This window comes from Carboxydothermus ferrireducens DSM 11255, assembly GCF_000427565.1.
GTDB classification, from domain to species: domain Bacteria; phylum Bacillota; class Z-2901; order Carboxydothermales; family Carboxydothermaceae; genus Carboxydothermus; species Carboxydothermus hydrogenoformans.
On the sequence record NZ_ATYG01000003.1, the window covers coordinates 66,282 to 84,139 of the forward strand.

General features: G+C 42.5%; 23 protein-coding genes and 1 riboswitch. Of the genes, 14 read left to right on the forward strand and 9 right to left on the reverse strand.

The window, feature by feature from the left end; all coding sequences use genetic code 11:
* Positions 1–140 precede the first annotated feature (140 nt).
* The 3 genes from CARFE_RS0102555 (at position 141) to CARFE_RS0102565 (ending at position 2,589) form a co-directional block, all read left to right on the forward strand.
* Positions 141–677 (forward strand): 4Fe-4S binding protein, encoded by a 537-nt coding sequence (locus CARFE_RS0102555; protein ID WP_028051622.1) that lies wholly within the window; start codon positions 141–143, stop codon positions 675–677.
* Between the two features lie 55 nt (positions 678–732).
* Positions 733–1,764, forward strand: a complete 1,032-nt coding sequence (locus CARFE_RS0102560; protein ID WP_028051623.1) for a GerMN domain-containing protein — start codon at positions 733–735, stop codon at positions 1,762–1,764.
* Positions 1,765–1,839: 75 nt separating this feature from the next.
* Entirely contained in the window at positions 1,840–2,589 is a 750-nt protein-coding gene (locus CARFE_RS0102565) for a hypothetical protein (protein ID WP_011345302.1), read from the forward strand.
* 9 nt (positions 2,590–2,598) lie between these two features.
* Here CARFE_RS0102565 and CARFE_RS0102570 read toward each other — a convergent pair whose 3' ends face one another.
* Complete coding sequence (locus tag CARFE_RS0102570) at positions 2,599–3,099, reverse strand: hypothetical protein (RefSeq protein ID WP_028051624.1); 501 nt, start codon at positions 3,097–3,099, stop codon at positions 2,599–2,601.
* Between the two features lie 399 nt (positions 3,100–3,498).
* On the opposite strand from CARFE_RS0102570, the gene CARFE_RS0102580 reads away from it, so the two are divergent.
* On the forward strand, positions 3,499–4,485 hold the full coding sequence (locus tag CARFE_RS0102580; RefSeq protein ID WP_028051625.1) for a sodium:calcium antiporter: 987 nt from the start codon (positions 3,499–3,501) through the stop codon (positions 4,483–4,485).
* Here the strand turns inward: CARFE_RS0102580 and CARFE_RS0102585 are convergent.
* From CARFE_RS0102585 to CARFE_RS16410, 4 genes are all read right to left on the reverse strand, one after another.
* On the reverse strand, positions 4,482–5,417 hold the full coding sequence (locus tag CARFE_RS0102585) for a metal-dependent hydrolase (protein WP_028051626.1): 936 nt from the start codon (positions 5,415–5,417) through the stop codon (positions 4,482–4,484). The two genes, CARFE_RS0102580 and CARFE_RS0102585, sit on opposite strands and share 4 nt — an antisense overlap.
* Positions 5,418–5,575: 158 nt before the next feature.
* On the reverse strand, positions 5,576–5,764 hold the full coding sequence (locus CARFE_RS0102590; RefSeq protein WP_049752106.1) for an SHOCT domain-containing protein: 189 nt from the start codon (positions 5,762–5,764) through the stop codon (positions 5,576–5,578).
* A 72-nt stretch (positions 5,765–5,836) separates the two neighbouring features.
* Positions 5,837–6,025, reverse strand: coding sequence for an SHOCT domain-containing protein (locus CARFE_RS0102595; RefSeq protein ID WP_049752105.1), 189 nt, complete (start codon positions 6,023–6,025; stop codon positions 5,837–5,839).
* A gap of 69 nt (positions 6,026–6,094) precedes the next feature.
* Positions 6,095–6,367 (reverse strand): SHOCT domain-containing protein, encoded by a 273-nt coding sequence (locus CARFE_RS16410; protein ID WP_051250121.1) that lies wholly within the window; start codon positions 6,365–6,367, stop codon positions 6,095–6,097.
* A 155-nt stretch (positions 6,368–6,522) separates the two neighbouring features.
* On the opposite strand from CARFE_RS16410, the gene CARFE_RS0102605 reads away from it, so the two are divergent.
* From CARFE_RS0102605 to CARFE_RS0102645, 8 genes are all read left to right on the forward strand, one after another.
* Positions 6,523–6,990, forward strand: coding sequence for an RNA polymerase sigma factor SigX (locus CARFE_RS0102605; protein WP_028051628.1), 468 nt, complete (start codon positions 6,523–6,525; stop codon positions 6,988–6,990).
* Between the two features lies 1 nt (position 6,991).
* Positions 6,992–8,074 carry an anti-sigma factor family protein gene (locus CARFE_RS0102610; protein ID WP_028051629.1) on the forward strand — a complete coding sequence of 361 codons (1,083 nt, stop codon included), beginning with the start codon at positions 6,992–6,994 and terminating at the stop codon, positions 8,072–8,074.
* 1 nt (position 8,075) lies between these two features.
* Entirely contained in the window at positions 8,076–8,981 is a 906-nt protein-coding gene (locus CARFE_RS0102615; RefSeq protein WP_028051630.1) for an ABC transporter ATP-binding protein, read from the forward strand.
* Complete coding sequence (locus CARFE_RS0102620) at positions 8,965–9,813, forward strand: ABC transporter permease subunit (RefSeq protein ID WP_028051631.1); 849 nt, start codon at positions 8,965–8,967, stop codon at positions 9,811–9,813. The genes CARFE_RS0102615 and CARFE_RS0102620 overlap by 17 nt, the downstream gene beginning before the upstream one ends.
* A 110-nt stretch (positions 9,814–9,923) precedes the next feature.
* Positions 9,924–10,028: riboswitch (SAM riboswitch) on the forward strand.
* A gap of 61 nt (positions 10,029–10,089) precedes the next feature.
* Positions 10,090–11,103 (forward strand): methionine ABC transporter ATP-binding protein, encoded by a 1,014-nt coding sequence (locus CARFE_RS0102630; protein ID WP_028051632.1) that lies wholly within the window; start codon positions 10,090–10,092, stop codon positions 11,101–11,103.
* A 2-nt stretch (positions 11,104–11,105) separates the two neighbouring features.
* On the forward strand, positions 11,106–11,753 hold the full coding sequence (locus CARFE_RS0102635) for a methionine ABC transporter permease (protein ID WP_011345291.1): 648 nt from the start codon (positions 11,106–11,108) through the stop codon (positions 11,751–11,753).
* Positions 11,754–11,772: 19 nt separating this feature from the next.
* A complete protein-coding gene (locus tag CARFE_RS0102640; RefSeq protein ID WP_028051633.1) occupies positions 11,773–12,570 on the forward strand; it encodes a MetQ/NlpA family ABC transporter substrate-binding protein in 798 nt (265 codons plus the stop codon).
* A gap of 52 nt (positions 12,571–12,622) precedes the next feature.
* On the forward strand, positions 12,623–13,060 hold the full coding sequence (locus CARFE_RS0102645) for an Hsp20/alpha crystallin family protein (protein ID WP_028051634.1): 438 nt from the start codon (positions 12,623–12,625) through the stop codon (positions 13,058–13,060).
* Between the two features lie 57 nt (positions 13,061–13,117).
* On the opposite strand, the gene CARFE_RS0102650 is transcribed toward CARFE_RS0102645, so the two are convergent.
* The 4 genes from CARFE_RS0102650 to CARFE_RS14045 form a co-directional block, all read right to left on the reverse strand.
* On the reverse strand, positions 13,118–13,966 hold the full coding sequence (locus CARFE_RS0102650; RefSeq protein WP_028051635.1) for a DegV family protein: 849 nt from the start codon (positions 13,964–13,966) through the stop codon (positions 13,118–13,120).
* A gap of 66 nt (positions 13,967–14,032) precedes the next feature.
* Positions 14,033–15,205: an MFS transporter gene (locus tag CARFE_RS0102655; RefSeq protein WP_028051636.1), complete on the reverse strand. Its 1,173-nt coding sequence runs from the start codon at positions 15,203–15,205 to the stop codon at positions 14,033–14,035.
* A gap of 99 nt (positions 15,206–15,304) precedes the next feature.
* Positions 15,305–15,718, reverse strand: a complete 414-nt coding sequence (locus CARFE_RS14040; RefSeq protein WP_011345286.1) for an Hsp20/alpha crystallin family protein — start codon at positions 15,716–15,718, stop codon at positions 15,305–15,307.
* Between the two features lie 228 nt (positions 15,719–15,946).
* Positions 15,947–17,074 carry an FTR1 family iron permease gene (locus CARFE_RS14045; protein WP_051250122.1) on the reverse strand — a complete coding sequence of 376 codons (1,128 nt, stop codon included), beginning with the start codon at positions 17,072–17,074 and terminating at the stop codon, positions 15,947–15,949.
* A 132-nt stretch (positions 17,075–17,206) separates the two neighbouring features.
* Here CARFE_RS14045 and CARFE_RS0102675 point away from each other — a divergent pair, with 132 nt between their 5' ends.
* Complete coding sequence (locus tag CARFE_RS0102675; RefSeq protein ID WP_011345283.1) at positions 17,207–17,599, forward strand: PaaI family thioesterase; 393 nt, start codon at positions 17,207–17,209, stop codon at positions 17,597–17,599.
* Positions 17,600–17,623: 24 nt separating this feature from the next.
* A complete protein-coding gene (locus CARFE_RS16810; RefSeq protein WP_084138721.1) occupies positions 17,624–17,713 on the forward strand; it encodes a desulfoferrodoxin FeS4 iron-binding domain-containing protein in 90 nt (29 codons plus the stop codon).
* The last annotated feature ends 145 nt before the right edge of the window (positions 17,714–17,858 follow it).

Sequence of the window (17,858 nt, forward strand, 5' to 3'; positions counted from 1 at the left end):
CAAAAAAATAAAAATTTTCAAAAAATAATTCTGTTATCCCTTTATTTTTTTGGGAAATTTGCATATAATAAATTTAAATAAACTTTTCACTAAAGCAATATTATTTTGACATTGGAGTCTAAAATAGGGGGAGAGAAACAATGTTTTTATACGTTGATTACGATGCCTGCCAGCATGAACCAAGCTGTAAAGCTGCGGAATGCTGCCCAACCGGGGCGATAACATATAATGCCGAAACCCGAAAAATTAGTGTTAATAAAGAATTATGCAATTTTTGCGGTGAATGTTTAAAAACTTGCCCGTATGCGGTTTTTCATATTGTAGAAAATGAAGCGGAAGCAAAACGCCTGGATGAAAAATTGCGCCAGACCCGAAATACTTTTGAATATTATCTAAAGAAATTCTTTCAGGTTACCAAAAATATCATTCCCTATCGGGAGTTAGAAGGATACCTGGATGATTTTCCGGGGATTAAAGATATTGCCGTTTTACTGGTGGACGATGAACTAAAAATCTTTATTGTACCGGAAAACGGGTTTGACAAAGCTAAATTTGTGGAGTTTGCCAACAAGTTGGCGGAGCAGCCGGTACCGGCCAATAACGTAATCCTTTTAGAACAAATTCCCCGGACAAAAACCGGAAAGATACATTTTAGCCAGATATTAGGGCAAACTTAATCCTGTAGCAATACAGGATTTTTTTGTTTTTTATTACGAAAAAGGAGGCTTTACTATGAAAAAGGTGGGGTTGGTTAGTACGTTACTGCTTTTGCTGCTTTTTTTTGCAACTGCGTGTACTAAAAAAATTCCGGAAAAAGGTACATCCGTTTCGCAAGAAAAACCGGCGGAAGAGCTTAAGATAGCCGATTACTTTCCGGTTGCTCCAAACTTCTACTGGGAGTATGAAGGAATAGGAAACGAGTTTGCCGGGGGAAGGGTGGACACGGAATTTATTGAAGGTAAAAAGGTGCAACTTTCGCAGCAAAACGGCGGGACTACCTTGGCCAAGATTTTTACTGTGCAGGAGGACGGGGTAAAGCTTGTCTATACTAAAGAAGAAAGTTACTGGCGAATTAATTACTTGGATATTGCCGGGCAGGAAGGGGAGTATTACTTAAAAGCTCCTCTAAAAGTTGGAACAACCTGGCAGGGGAGTGACGCTACCTGGACGATTGAAAGCCTTAAGGAGAAGGTAAAAGTTCCGGCGGGAGAGTTTACCTGCATTAAAGTGGTGGGTAAGTCTAAAAACAACACTGTTGAAAGGTATTTTGCCAAGGGGGTTGGGCTGGTAAAGCAGGTATTTATCTTTGGCGGCGATGCGGTAATGGAAGATAATCTTTTAAAATACGGTAATGGTGAAAAAGATGGCAATTTACCGGTAAAAAAAATTACGATTTATTATCCTGCGCCGGATATTGAAAAACTTTTAACCGACGATCGAACCGAGAAATTTAAAACCGGGGAAGGATTGGCGGAAAGAATAACTGAAATTCTCAAAGAAAATAAATACAAAGTACTGGGGGCAAACGTCCGTCTTTTAAACTTTGTCCTGGAGGGACAAACTCTCAGGTTAAACTTTTCCAGGGAATTAGTTACGGAATTAAATGCCGGATCAGCTTATGAAGCTTTAAAAATTGACAGCATCGTTAATACTTACGGTCGGAACTTTGGCGTTGAAGGAGTTATTATAAATGTGGAGGGTAAAGGGTACGAGTCAGGACATTTTGCCTTTGGCAAGGATGAAATTTTAAAAGTCAAGCAATAATTGACAGTTGAAGAATATAATAGTACAATAAAATGATAATCAATGGTTTTATTTTTGTTAAAGGAGGAGAAATTATTGAAAAATTATTTTCCTCTGCGCGAGTTCTTACTCCTTTTTGATGATGAGCGGGAAGCGCAAAATTTTCTTCAGTGGTTGAAGAACTTAAAGGAAAAAGGCAAATTTAACGGCAGGGTGATTGAAATTTTCGAGCCTCAAGAAGGAGCGGTGTATGAACATCTGGTAGAGGATGAAGAACTATATCTCGATAACGCTCACCTTTTAGCCGAATATATTAATGACGGTTTAGGGAAGTTTTATCAGGAGTACCGGCGGCCAACAAGGAGAGACCTGCCAAAAAAACGGGCTTTTTCCTGTAAAAACTGCATTCATTTTGAACGGGAGATGCCGGTAGAAGTAAGAGAGGATTTCTTAAGTAAGATGACGTTTTACTCGTATCAGGGGGAGGATTTAACTACCGTTTCCGCAAAAACCATCGGTCTTTGCCGGGAAGTTTACGGTTTATTTGATGAAACCGATGAGTTTTTTGATCCGGATTTCGATATAGAGAAATTTGCGGTATTGCCGGAAGGAAGTTTTTGCCAGAATTTTAAGCCCAAGCCGGAGGTTTTAAAAAGATTTATTGATAATGATGAAATTTTGTCGTTAAACGAGGTTGCCGTAAACTTAAAAATCAGCATGGCACGTCTTAAAATTTTAATTGCCAGCGGCTGGTTTCGGGTAGCAAGTTTAGATGAGTCGGGAATGAAATACGTTCACCGTAAGGATTACGAAAATGTGAAAAAGAAAGTGTTAAGCCGGGGGTAGACCCCGGCTTTATTTAAACAAATTAATGGCGGTAGTTATCATGAGATAAGCAAGATAAAGGGCGTATAGTTGGGCGGCCCAGGTTAATACGGCAAAAATAAGATCTAATTTAAACAGATTGAGCCAGGCCAATCCCTGGGGTAAGGCAGAAAACAAGATAAGTTCCGAATAACCCAGTAAAAACCGCTGAAACAGTAAGTCCTGATCGATTTTTGTAATATTTTTGCTGACAATAAGGGCGGTAAGGTAAGCTACGATAAGATTAACTATACCTATAAGAGAAAAAAATAAGATAAAGATACCTAAAAAAGTTAAAATTATTGCTGGCTGTTTAAAAGAAAGAACTTGGTAGAAGTAGTCTGAACTCTGGGAAAAGGGGAAAAACATAAGGCCAATTAGTAAGAGAAAGGATGCTATAAAATAATTATAAAATGCTTTTTTGCTTCCGGGATAAAGTAACAGCTTTTGCATAGCCGCCCGGGGTTGGCGGATATAGGAAACAAAAGACATGATTAACCACCTCTTGAGGAGTGTTAATAATATTATAACAAATTATCAAAAAATTATGAAGGCGAGGAAAAACGGTGGATTGATAGTGGCGGCGGGCGCAGAAATAGCGGAGCTTTTACGGTATCGCATCTACAGGGAAAAGAATTACCGAATCTAAAGGACTTGTCAAAATAAGGTAGAATTACTATAATAAAAAGTGATTAAATGTCGCAAAAAAGTAATTAAATGTCGCAAAGGGGAGTAGCCGCCCGGTTTTCCGGGAGAAAGAGCCGACAAACCCGGCGAAGAGCCCGGTTCTTTCACGAAAGGCAAGACCTTTGTACCTAAGAAGTTATTTTTTAGGTATAAAGGTCTTATTTTTTTGTAAACTAAAAATTGTTAGAGAAAGAGGTGGGACGGATGACTGTAATCTTACTTTTTGGCAGCTTGCTGTTTATTTTAGGGGGAGCGGTTTTATTCACCAATGGCGTGGAATGGCTTGGAAAAAAGTTTAATTTAAATGAAGGCACGGTAGGAAGTGTCCTGGCGGCGGTGGGAACGGCCCTACCGGAAACGATGATACCCATTATAGCCATTCTCTTTGGAACCGGTGCCGATGCCCATGCCATCGGGGTGGGGGCTATTTTAGGGGCACCGTTTATGTTAAGTACTATAGCAATGTTTTTAGCGGGGTTATCAGCCCTTGCCTTTAAAAGAAGGGAAAACCGCCGGGAACTTGCGGTAAACGGTGAGGTGTTTAAACGGGATTTAACGTTCTTTTTACCTTTTTATGCTTTAGCTCTCTTGGCCTCTTTTTTACCTTATGCCGGCAAAGTCATAGTGGCTCTTGTATTGGTGGGAGCTTATGCCTATTATTTAAAGATAACAATAACTGCCCCTGCCGGTGAGGAAAACTGTCACGAGTTGGACCGGTGTTATTTTGCTCCCCGTCATGATGACCCACCCACCCTGGCGATTATTGCTCAGGTGCTGGTGGCATTAACAATGATTGTATTGGGAGCCGATGAATTTGTGAAAGGGATTGAAACGGCAGCGAAAGCTGCAGGGATTCCACCGCTGGTACTGTCACTGGTAATTGCTCCTATTGCCACCGAACTTCCGGAAAAGTTTAACTCAATAATCTGGATTCGGGACCAAAAAGATACCTATGCTCTTGGAAATATTACCGGCGCAATGGTTTTCCAGAGCACTTTAATTCCCGCTTTTGGTATCGTGTTTTCCGACTGGCACCTGGATTTTTATGCCGGGCTATCGGGAATACTGGCATTAACGGCAGGTTTGCTGGCTTACCTCGGGTACCGGTGGCAAAAGAAACTATCAGCCAGGCTTTTACTGATAAATGGTCTTTTATATTTAGTGTTTATCTATTTTGTCGTAAGGGGTTAGTCAGCTAAAGACTGGTTTAAATAAGTTTTAACTACTTTGTTTTGCCTGTCAAGTTCAATTAATACTCCAAATACATAATGCCCGCGAAAATGGTAACGGGGTTCTAAAAGATAAATTTTTCTTCCCTCGGGTGTATCTTTAACTTTAACGTAAGTAAATTTGGCAAAATTTAAAAATGCTTTTGCTTCGGGAGTGGAAAGGGCAACCCTTGATTCTTCTGGGATTTCAGAGGATTCAAGGGTTTTTGTTTCAATTATTTTACCGCTTAAAAATTTAGCTTCTCCTTGATGGATTGTTTTGCCCTCCTGGGCGATATAACGCCAGGAGAAAAAGTCGAGGGGATCGGGATAAACGGTTATTTTTGCTTCAGGGTAGAGAAAAGCTACCTTTTGCCAGAGATGGTGCTGGATTTGCCAGCGGGCACCGATATAAAGAAGAAGTATTAAAAGCGTGGTGAGAAATACTTTCTGGGGTGACTTTCCCAGCCAGAAGAAAAGAAAACCGCCGGCAAATATTAACAATATATACAGATCGATAATCATTAAAATATCGTAGGAGTAGAGCTTTTTTGATAGAGGCCAGAACAATGCTGTCCCGTAGGAAGTAAGTAAATCCATGCCTACATGAATAAAGCCGGAAACGAGGGCCATACCAAAGAGATAGCCAAAATTTGCTTTGGGGTTTAAAAAGTAGGCAATAACGGCTGCCAGCAAAGATAAGGTCGCTACTCCCCAGGGGGCATGGGTCAGGGTACGGTGGTATTCAAAATATTTTAAAGGGCCGAAAGCCCGGGTGACAAAGTCTATGTCCGGCGCTTCGGAAGCCAGTACAGAAGCAATAGTTATTGCTTTGGCTAAAGCTGGGTCAGTACCTGCCGGCAAAACGGCTTTGGCCAGGGCATAACCAATAAGTCCGTGGGTCAGGTTGTCCATCTTGGACCTCCTTTAGTGGTGGCTTTTTGGAAGTTGGAAGATTGAAGTTAGAAGGTGGATTAAAAAAAACTTATCCCGGTGTTGGCTATTTTTAGCTTTTGTCTATATTTTAATATTTTAATTTATTTTTTCCATAAAAAAATAGCGGGGGTTTCCCGCTATTTTCGTAAGTCGTGCAACATTTCTTCGTATTTTTCTTTGCTAATTTCACCCTTGGCATACCGCTCTTTTAACAAATCTTCTGGTGATTTGGTTATACTTAATTTAGTAATTCCGTTGTTTTTAGCTAATAGTTGAAAGGCGATGTAAATAATCAAAGCTAAGAAAAGCAAGCCGAAGATCATCATAATAAAACCTCCTATCAAATTCCAGGGTCCAAAAGCTTGATTCCAGCAATACCAAAACATGACAATCACCCGCTATTTTCGTAAATCTTGAAGCATTTCTTCGTATTGTTCTTTGGTTATTTCTCCCCGGGCGTATCTTTCCTTTAAAAGTTCTTCCGGAGATTTTCCGGAGGTAACTTTATTTATAATATCGTTTCGGGTAAGAAGTTTGAAGATGAAATAAATCACTACCGCCCAAAAGAGAAACATTAAGATCATCATAAAGATACCTCCAAGCATGTTCCATGGAGTTAGCCGATCCCAGAAGTACCACATCATCGTTATCACCCCTTATTTTTTAAGATCTTCTAAAGCTTTTAAATAATCTTCCCTGGTTATTTCCCCGCGAGCGTACCGCTCTCTTAAAATTTCTTCTGCCGAAGAGCGGTGGTTTGTATGGGAAACATGATGGCCGCAGCCGCCCATGGGAAAAAAGATGCCAAACCGGCGGAAAATCAGGGCTGCTACCACTATAACAGCTAAAAACAAAAGCAGGTTTATTAGTAAACTGCCGGGGTAATAACCGTAACCGTAGCCAAATCCCGGGAAAAATCTCCACATCATTAATATCGCCTCCTTTTAAGTTTATTATAAAACCTAATTGTTACCAAAGTGTTTCGTGTTTATTGCAGATTAACGGAGAAAATATTTCTTTGGCTGTCACAAATTAGGGGTTAAAATCGTCTTAGAGGTAGAAAAAGCGGTAAAGGAGGGAGAGAGTGGAGCCCAGTATAGTTGAAACCCTTTATAAAGAAATGTATACCAAACTTACCTTCAGGATTAATAGTATTGTAAAAAGGGTAGATATAGCCGAAGAACTGGCTCAGGAGTGTTTTGCCAGGCTCCTCCGGGAAGATATAAGCAGTATAAATAATCCTGTCGGTTGGCTTTTTAAAGTGGGAGAAAATCTTGCCTATGATTATCTCAGGAGTGCCCGGGAGATTCCGCTTTTAGAAGGAGCGAAAATTTCCGGAATTGATTTTATTGATGAGGTGGAACTGGTGAAAGAAGCTCTGGCAACCCTTACCGAAGAAGAACAAAAACTATTACTTTTACGGGAGAAGGGCTATAAATACAAGGAGATAGCCCAAAAATTAGGGATTAAGGAAAGCTCGGTGGGCCAGAAACTCTGCCGGGCGCAGGCCCGGTTTAAAAAAAGTTATTTAAAATTATCCGGAGGTGAGTAATTTGAAGGGCCGTTGTTTGGATGAGGGGATTTTAATGGCTTATGTGGATGATGAGCTAAATTTAGGGGAAATGAGGAAGGTAGAGGAACACCTTGAAGAGTGCGTAAAGTGCCGGGAAAAGTTAAACGAAATTAAAGCCACCAGAAAATTTACCGCGACAAAGCTTTCGCTTTTGACTGACGGCGAAAAGGCTAAAGCGCCAAGCCTTAGGAGAAAATTCTGGCAAAATGCAATTTTACCCCGGGTGGCAGCGGTAGCGGCGGCCGCTTTAATCCTGATCGGGGCGCCAGCGATAGCCGATGAACTTTACACCTTTTTCCGGGCTGAAAAGGTCGAAGTAGTCTCGGTTAATGCGGCGGACCTGGAGAAACTTTCCGATATTTTTAATAAGGTGGGGGAAAGCAAAATAGAAGGACTTATCGAGGTTAAAAGAGAGGTGACTTTAAAACCGCGGGATTTGGCTCTCAATGATATTAAAAATATTCCGGCTTCTTTAAATCCCGTTCCGGAAAATTTACCTTCAACTTTGGAAAAATATGCGCAATTGAATAATTTATACCAAGGGGAAGGATTTAAATTAACAGTGAAAGTTAATGTTAAGGAGATGAACAGGCAGCTGAAGTTTTTGGGAGCCAAGAAGCTATTTCCGGAAACCCTGGAGGGAAAAGAGTTTAACATCAGCGTAAACCCTGGTTACCGGGCCAATTACAACCTGACAGGTGGCGGTAATAATGGTGGTTTTCTTAGCATTACCCGTCAGGCAGTACCGGAAATAAAAACCCGGGCCAGGATTACGCCGGAAGAAATTGCCGAAGTTCTCTTAGAGCTGCCGGGGATCCCCGGAGACCTAAAAAGCTCTCTGGCAGGACTTGCCGGTGATTTAAACAGCGCCCTGGTGATACCGGTTTACAAGGGAACATCGGTGGAAGATGTTAAAATCGCCGGTGTAACCGGAAAGATGCTTGAACAATCGGGTGGAAGCTATCGGGTGTTGGTGTTTTTAAAGGGGGGAATTCTTACCGTAATTGAAAGCTCTCTTGATAAAGAAACCCTTTTAGAAGTAGCAAGGGGGCTTAGCTGGTAACATGGTATTAGAAAGTGTCGATTTAACAAAATATTATGGCCGGGAAATAGGGTGCCGGAACATTTCTCTGGGGGTTTCCCCCGGGGAAATCTTTGCTTTTTTAGGACCAAACGGTGCCGGGAAAAGTACCTTTGTGAAAACTGCCCTGGGCTTATTAAAGCCTACCTCGGGGACGATACGGCTTTTTGGGAAAAGCCCGGAAGACTTGCATGTCCGTCGTAAGGTAGGCTATCTCCCGGAAAATATTCGCCTGCCGGAGTGGATGACGGCAGAAGAGCTTTTGCGCTTTCACGGGAAACTCCTCTACCTTCCAGAGAAAAAGTTAAAGAGAAGAATAGAAGAGGTTTTAACCCGGACCAAACTCTGGGAGCGGAAAGATAATAGAATTAAGACCTACAGCCAGGGGATGCGCCAGCGGCTGGCCCTGGCGGTGGCCTTATTAGGGGAACCGGAACTTTTATTTTTGGATGAGCCAACTTCGGCTCTGGATCCGGTAGGCCGGATTGAAGTCCGGGAAATTATCACCGACCTTAAAAGACAAGGAGTAGCGGTATTTTTAAACAGCCATCTTTTATCTGAGGTGGAAATGGTAGCCGATAGTGTAGCGATTATTAACCGCGGGGAAATAAAAGCCCGGGGAAAACTTGCGGAACTTTTATCCGGACGCGGGATTTTAATCCGCGGGGAAATTCCCGAAGCTCTTCTTAATAAACTAAAATCCCGGTATCAAACCGGGGAAGCCCCAAATGGGTTAAAGCTTTTGGGGGTAAGCGAAGAAGAAGTACCGGCAATAATGCGGGATTTGGTCCTCGGGGGAGCTAATATTTATGAGGTTCGGCCGTTTAAGGCGGCGCTCGAGGAATTATTTATCCAGGCGGTGGAGGGCAAAAATGGGGCAGATAATTAGTTATACCTTAAGGGAAGCGGTGCGCAGAAAAACTCTTTTGGTAATTGTCATTTTAGCGGTGGTTTACCTTATTCTTTTCGGTACCGGCCTTTATTTTATCAGCGATAATTTAAAAATTTATAAAAGTCCTACTCCTGATATGGTGCTACAGCATTATATTCTCTTAAATTTTTTCTTTTCCTTTGGCTTGTTTTTCGCCTCCCTTGCAGTAAACGTGATAGCGGTATTTAGTGCGGTCGGGGCGATTTCAGGAGAATTAGAAGCGTGGCTTTTACAGCCGCTACTGGTACGTCCCGTTAAAAAGTGGGAGGTATTTTTGGGAAAATTTATTGGTTACGGTCTTTTGGGCATTATTGCGGCGATAATTTTAATATTGGCGCTGGTAGCCGAGTTTTACGTTATTACCGGTTTTATCCCACAGAATGTCTGGTTTGCAGGACTTATTTTAAGCGGAATGCCGCTTATTTTAACGGCGGTGACGTTGACCGGGTCGGTGCGGTTGTCGCCGGCGGCTAACGGTTTTTTTGCTTTTACCCTGTATATGGCTTCGCTGGTGGGAGGGATGATGGAGCAGGTGGCAAGCTTCTTTCCCGGACAAACGAAAATTTTGCAAGAAATCGGCCTTTTAACCAGTATTATCCTTCCTACCGACGCTATTTACCGCAAAGGGGTGTCGTATATTTTTTCTGGAGTTAGCAACTTTGCCGGACCTTTAACCTTATTTGGCAGTGCCAACCCCCCGAGCTTGTACTTTCTCGGATATACGCTTCTTTACCTGATGGGGGTAGTAATTCTGGGAATATATCTTTTTAATAAACGGGAGGCAGCGTAGAAAATTTAAAAAATTAAAACTTTTTCAGAGGGACTTGACAGGTGGTAGTTTCGAATTTAAAATCAAATTCAGTTTAATGCGAACTAAATAGCGGCGATGACATAGATCGCCTCTTATCAAGAGTGGCGGAGGGACTGGCCCAATGAAGCCCGGCAACCGGCCATATTTTTGGCAATGGTGCCAATTCCTGCGGATTAAATTCCGGGAGATAAGAGGAGGAGCAAAACCCTCTTCTAACCGGAAGGGGGTTATTTTTTTGCAAAAGAGGTGGTAACAGTGATTATTATTAAAAACCTGGACATTACGTATCCGGGGAAAAGAAAGGTAAAAGCGGTGGATAATGTCAGTTTAGAAATAAAAAAAGGTGAAATTTTTGGCATCATCGGCTTATCGGGCGCCGGAAAGTCATCGTTACTGCGGGCAATAAACGGGCTTGTCCGGCCTACTTCCGGTGAAGTTTGGGTGGATGGCGTGGAAATCACACGGCTATCAAGTAAAGAACTTCTAAATTTGCGGCAAAAAATCGGGATGATCTTTCAGCATTTTAACCTCTTGGATTCCCGCACCGTTTTTGGGAACGTAGCTTTTCCCCTGGAGATAGGGGGCTATCCCAGGGAACAGATAAAGAAGCGGGTTATGGAAGTCCTGGAGCTGGTGGGGCTTTTGGATAAAGCGGATAGTTATCCAAGAGAACTTTCCGGGGGCCAAAAGCAACGGGTGGGAATTGCCCGGGCGATTGCTGCAAACCCTAAGATTCTTCTCTGTGATGAACCCACATCTGCTCTGGACCCGCAAACGACGGGACAAATTCTTAAGTTACTGGCAGAAATTAACCAAAAGCTGGGGATTACCATAGTTATCATTACCCATGAAATGCGGGTGATTACCGAAATCTGCGACCGGGTGGCGGTAATGGACAACGGCCGGGTGGTAGAAGAAGGGGTAGTAACCGATGTCTTTTTAAATCCCTCGCACCCCATTACCAAAGAGTTTGTTAACACCGTAATCAGCAAGGAATTACCGGAAGAGGTTTTAGCCCATGCCCGGACCAGAAGACCTGACAGGGAAGTGCTCTTGCTGCGCTTTGCCGGCAATACCGCCAATGAGCCGGTGGTATCCAGGATAATCAAAGAAACGGGTGTGGAGTTAAGTATCCTTTACGGCAATATCGGACATTTAAAAGACGTTCCCTACGGAATTTTGGCGGTAGAGATTTTCGGGGATGAAAGCAAACGAGACAAGGTCCGGCAAATTTTGCACGAGCTTTCGGTGAAGCTGGAGGTGGTGTAGAAGTGGAATACTGGCCGGAAATCCTGAAGGCTACCTATGAAACCCTTTATATGACCGGAGTATCTCTTTTCTTTGCAGCGGTAATTGGTATTCCGGTGGGAGTTCTCTTAAATGCCGTTTCAAATGGTGGGATAATGCCCAATCCTGTAATTTACAGCATTCTGGGTTCGGTAGTAAATGTCCTGCGTTCGGCGCCTTTTGTAATTCTGATGCTGGCGGTAACTCCTTTAACCCGGCTTATTGCCGGGACCTCTATCGGTAGCAGCGCAGCGATAGTACCCTTAACAATAGGGGCGGCGCCTTTTGTTGCCCGGTTAATTGAGGCCAATCTCAGAGAAGTTGACCCTGGAGTGGTAGAAGCGGCCCGGGCCATGGGGGCAAATAACCGGCAGGTAATTTTCAAAGTACTTTTGCCGGAAGCCCGAGCCGGAATTATTTTGAGTTTAACCAATACTGCAATAGCTATAATTGGTTATTCGGCCATGGCCGGAGCCATAGGTGGTGGAGGGCTGGGCGACCTCGGAGTCCGGTATGGTTATATGCGTTTTCAAACGGATGTGATGCTCATAACCGTGGCTATTTTGGTAGCTCTGGTGGAGATTGTGCAGGCTACGGGCAATTTTTTGGCCCGTAAATATAAAACAAAATAATTAAGGAGGAGGAGTTAAAATGAAAAAAGTTTTGGTAGCCTTAGTGCTAATTTTAACCCTTGGCCTTTTTGGCTGCGGAAGCCAAAAACCTACAGAAAAAGTTTTAAAAGTTGGGGCGACCCCGGTACCCCACGCGGAAATTTTACGGCAGGTGCAGCCGATTTTAGAAAAGGAAGGCATCAAACTGGAGATTATCGAGTTTACCGACTATGTAAAGCCCAATATCGCTTTGGCGGAAAAAGAGCTGGATGCCAACTATTTTCAGCACGTACCGTATTTAGAGCAATTTAATAAAGACCGGGGGCTTAACCTTACCTGGACGGTAAAAGTCCATTTTGAGCCGATGGGGCTTTATTCCAAAAAGGTAAAGAGTATTGACGAGTTTAAACCGGGAGCCAAAATTGGTATTCCGAACGATCCTACCAACGGTGGGCGGGCTTTGGCTCTCTTGGAAAAAGCAGGGCTTATTACCTTAAAACCGGGTGTGGGGATCAAAGCAACGGTAAAGGATATAACTTCCAAGAAAGTGGAAGTGGTGGAATTAGAAGCAGCCCAGCTGCCGCGGTCCCTGGATGACCTTGATGGAGCGGTAATTAACGGCAACTATGCCCAGGAAGCTAAGCTTACTCCTAAAGATGCGTTAATTGCCGAAGATGCCAATTCGGAAGCGGCCGAGACTTTTGGCAACGTTTTGGCTGTGCGCAAAGGCGATGAAAATCGCGAAGAAATTAAAAAACTGTCGGAAGCTTTAAAGTCCGAAGAAATTAAGAAGTTTATCAATGAAAAATACAATGGTGCGGTGGTGCCTTTAAATTAATTTCGTATAAAAAATAAAAAAGCCTCCATGCTAATTAAATGGAGGTGAAAAAATGCTTATACCTTTTGATCCCTGGCGGGAAATGTTAAATTTTAAAAACCAGATGGAACGGTTTTTTGAACGGGGAGATTTTTTGGAACCCTTTAACCCTGCAAGACTCTTTAGCCCGCGGGTGGAAATTTTTGAAGAAGGGGCAGACGTAGTTGTTCGGGCGGAAATACCGGGACTAAATGCCAAAGAAGACCTTGAAGTAATTGTGGAGCCGGAAAGCCTTACCTTAAGAGGCGAGATCCGGGATGAACGGGAGAGAAAGCAAGAGCGGTTTTACCGGAGTGAACGTTATTACGGCAAATTTTCAAGAACTATCGCTCTACCGGCGGAAGTTGAACCGGATCATGCCCGGGCTTCTTACCAAAAAGGCATTTTAGAGGTGCGGATGAAAAAATCCGGCAAAAACAATCCCCGGGCCCGCCGCATAGAAATACAGTAAACGGAAGGGACGGTTCTCCAAGCATCCATTTTGCTGCTCTGAACCGTCCCCTTATTTTTAATAAGTTACCAGTAAAGTTCCTTCCCCGCTGTGGGTGGCCAGTGCTGGACTTAATTCGGAAAGGATAATTTTTTTCGGTTTTAACCGCTCCAGGAGTTTTTCTTTTAAGAAAAGCGCCTCTTCCAAAGCGCCGGCGTGAGTTATACCGACAATTTTTTGTTCAAAATCTTTCCCATGTTGTTCGGCAAGCTCAATTAGTCTTTGGATGGCTTTTTTTCGCCCCCGGACATTTTCTAAATGAGCTATTTCGCCTTCAGGCGTCCGGTGAAAGATAGGTTTTATATTTAAAAAATTAGCAACCCTTTCTTTCATCCGGGAAATCCGCCCGCCTTTGACCAGATTTTCCATGGTTTCCACGGTAAAAAAGAGCCGATGCTCTTCTTTAAATTTTTCTATCCGGTGTAAGAGTTCTTCCCGGTTTATGCCTTCTTTTAACCATTCCGCAACCTTTAAGGCTAAAATCCCAAGTCCCAGGGAACCGGTTTTTGAATCAATAACGGTGATTTTTTTGCTGACCATTTCTGCAGCCATTTTAGCAGTTTGAAAGGTTCCGGAAAGCCGGGACGAAACCCCTAAAAAAACTACCTCGCCGACGTTTTCCAATTGGTGTACGGCATTTTTAAAAGCTTCTAAAAAGTGATGGGGGGATGGTTGACTGGTTTTAGGTAATTCGACGTATTCTTTCATCCTGGCTAAAAACTCTTTAGCGGAAATTTCCAGGCGATCAAGATAGCTCTTGCCGTCGGGAAAATGAACGGAAAGAGGAATAATCTCAATTCCCTCTTCGTTTAAAATTTCTTCGGGTAAATCCAGGGTGCTATCGGTGAAAATCTTAAACTTGCGCAAATCGTAAAACCTCCAAAAAAATAAATTTAACTTAAATATACAGGAAAAATCGAAATATGTCAAAAATTATTTTATTTTGGGTTTAGGCAGGGAAATTTTTTGAAAATAAACCAACGTTAAAGCGGAGATAATAAAGGGAATCACCACCAACAGTTTTAAAGAAAAAGCAAGACTGGTATAATCAGCTACCGTACCGGTAAGCATAGCACCCATACCGCCAAGACCAAAAGCCAGCCCCATCATCATCCCGGAAACCATTCCGGCGTTTTCCGGGATTAAGTTTTGTCCCATAACGATGGTGGCCGGGAACGACATGTTTAAAAGAAAGCCGGTTATAAGCATGCCAAGATAAGAAAAAGGTGGTGGAGTGAAAAACATCATTATTAACGTAGCTCCGGACAAAAGGAAAGTAGCAAGCAGGGTAAACCTTTCTCCGTGCTTTTCACTTACAAAACCACCCGCTACCACCCCTGCTGTTCCGGCCAAAAGATAAGCCGAAAGAAGGATACTGCTCTGGTTGGCCGAAAGCCCCTGATGCAGGAAATACTGAATGGAATAGTTGCCAAGGGCAACCTGGATCCAGGCACGGCCCCAAACGATTAAGTTTAAAAGCAGAAGGCCTAAAAAGGCGCTTTTAATCGTGGCCCGAAAGGAGGGTAGAGTTTCTTTACGCTCTTCGTGGGGAAGGGGTAGCTGGTGGCTTTTTGATAAATAGAGGAATATTAGTGCTAAAAACATAGGCAGAGAAAAAAGTAAAAGCCCTTTTCGTCCCAGAGCTTCTACCGCCGGCACCAGAATTACCGGGGCTATGGAGTAGCCGATATTTCCCCAGGTAACGTAAAACGACACGGCGGTGTTTTTCTTTTCGCTGATGCTGGTTGTAAGCACAGACCCTAAGGGGTGATAAAGGGCTGAGCCTAAGGCGCCGAGGGTAAAAAGGATTAAAACGGGATAAAAATTTTGAAACAGTCCGGTGGCGGTAGTAAGTAATCCCATTAGCAAAAGGCTAAATAAGAGATAGGTGCTTTTTCCTTTTTTATCCACCAGATAACCCAGGTACGGTTGCATGACCGAACCGGCAAACGAAACAACCGCTACCAGAATTCCCTGGCGGGTAAGGCTTAAGTGTAAGTCCCGGGCTAAAAGGTACATGGTAGAAGCTAAGACGTTGGCGTAAAAATCTATCCAGAAATGGCCAAAAGCAATCGCATAACGAATTTTGTTATAATTATAATTCAAATATTCTCCCTCCCGTCCAACATTACTATTAAAACATATTTTTTAAAAAGAAAAAACCCCGAAGTGGTAAATCTTCGGGGAAGGAGGGAGGGAGGGGGATTAGTTGATATCTACTTTAAATCCCTGGGGGTTACCTTGAGCTTTTTTAAGCTTGATGTTTAAAATGCCGTTTTTATATTCAGCAGTGGCTTTGGCAGGTTCCACTTCCACCGGCAGGTAAACTACCCTTTCAAAGCTACCGGTGAATCTTTCTTTGCGATAGTATCTGTCGGTTTTGGCTTCGGTTTCATCCTGAACCTGACCTTTAATGATTAAATAATCGTTTTGGACGTAGAGTTCGATTTGGTTCTTATCTTCAATACCTGGAAGCTCTGCTTTAACTAAAAGCTCATCTCCGTTATCTAAGATGTCAACTCTTGGTAGAGAAAGGCTTCTGTTAATTGGAGTAAAGGCTTCGGCAAACCAGCGATTTAAATCAAAGATTTCTTTGAAGGGATCAAATCTCATGAGCATACCAACCACCTCCGGGTATCTTTTTATATTTTATTTTAACTTTCCTTGACCTTTCACCTATAATTATTGACCTTTCCTGACCAATATGCAAAAGTCAAAAATAGTCAAAAATAAGAGAAAAGCGCCAAAAATAAAGGTTAAAACTAAAAAATGAATTATTGCTAAAAATTTCTTTAAATTTCACTTTTGCAAAGAAAAAAGGCGGCATTGGCCGCCTTTCAAAATTATTTAAGTGGCTTGTGGGGGATTGGTTAAGATTTTACCAATTCCATAAATACCTATTACTAACAGAATTCCCTGAACAATTAAATTTTCTAAAGTGGGGTAAAAACCAAGCAAGCTTAAGCTAAAATTACCCAGCTTGGTTTCCGAAATCCAGCCTATTTCTGCCAGCTCATGAACGCCGTAACCGGCAAATTTAATGGTTAGATAATAGAGGAGGATTCCGGTAGCCAGGAAAAAGGGACGAAGGGGTATCTTTACCCCGAGCTTAACGATGGCAAAAACTAATACGACAAGACCAAGGGCACCGGAAATAAGCCCGCTCCAGAAGCCTGAGGGGCTTACCTGGTGGTAGAGAGCGGTGTAAAATAATACGGTTTCAAAACCCTCCCGAAATACCGCCAAAAATGAGACGCCGAAAAAGGACCAGTAGCTTTTCCTGATTAGAGCCTGGTTTGCGGTATTTTTAATGAACTCTTCCCACCTGTGGGTGCTTGCTTTGGAAAGAAGCCAGAAACTTACATAAAAAAGAAGAGCTGCTGCGATAATCGAGGATAAACCTTCTAATGCTGCTGGAGGTAGAGCTTTACCGGCAGCGGATAGAAGGAAAAAAGCAACGGCAATGCTACCGGCTACTCCTGTAACTGCACCCAGGATAAGACTTCCTTTAAGGTTTTCCTGTCCGGCTTTTTGCAAAAACGCCCAGAGCGCGCCTATGATTAGAAAAGCTTCAAATCCTTCCCTGAGAATTATCAAAGCGCTATCAAAAAGACCGGCAAAACCTTCTTTCTTTTCACTGGAGGGAAAAGCTCCTGTTAATTTCTCATAGTACTCGGAAAGCTCTTCGAAGTCTTTTTTAGAAGCGTACTTGATAATTTTTGGCAAATATTCTTCCGATTCTTCATAAAGTTTTGGGCTTAATTCTTTAATTTCTTTTTCCTCTTTTTCAAAAAAAGTTTGGAGTTTAGAAGCAAGTTCCTGAGCCTCCCCCCATTCACCTTCTTTGGCTTCTTGATAAAGGCTTTTTAAGAGATTTTGGTACTCTCCGATAGGGTTTTCGGCAAAAGAGGGAAAGGTAAAGACAAAAGTAAGCAGGGTAACAATAACGACTATTAAAGAAAATCTTTTAACCATAGAAAAACCTCCTTGAAATTGAAAATCATTTTCAATTTAATTATAAGTAAAAAAATCGGAATAGTCAAGAAGGTGAATTAAGTTCAGCGGCGAATTTTAGGTTAGCAAAAAAATAGAGAAAAGAGGGGGAAAATGCAGGGGGATTTGTTAAAACTTTTGCGGGACGACACTTTTTGGAGCTTTATGGGGATGGAACCGGTGAAGGTAACGCCCCAGGAAGCGGAATTAAAGATTAGTTTAAAACCGCATCACTTTCAAACTTTTGGAGTGGTACATGGGGGTGTTTTTGCTTCAATTATTGATGCGGCGGTAGGAGCAATGGTGGTGGCGCAAATGACCGAGGGACAAAAAACGGCGACTATTGAACTGAAAGTAAATTACTTAAAACCCGGCCTTGGCGGCGATATTGTGGCTCGTGCCCGGAGAGTAAGTACGGGAAATAGGGTGGTAGTTGGTGAAGTAGAGGTGTATAATGATAAACAAGAACTTTTGGCCATTGGTATTGCCACTTATTTAGTGTGGTAAAATAAGACGATGTATTTATGTTAGATTTGCGGGAATAAAGTGAAAATTTTGGAGAGTGGAAAAGGGCAGTTTGCGTGCTGCGGCAAGCCGATGGTTTTACGGGAGAAAAGGTGATTGTTATTACCGGGAGATTTCCCGGTTTTTTATTTTTTGGGATTTTAGAAGTCGATTCATGTCGATAAAAAAATGAGCGTTCATTCAGTTGATGGGTTAAATATTGGAGGGGGATGCGTTATAATATTTATCGAACAATACAAAA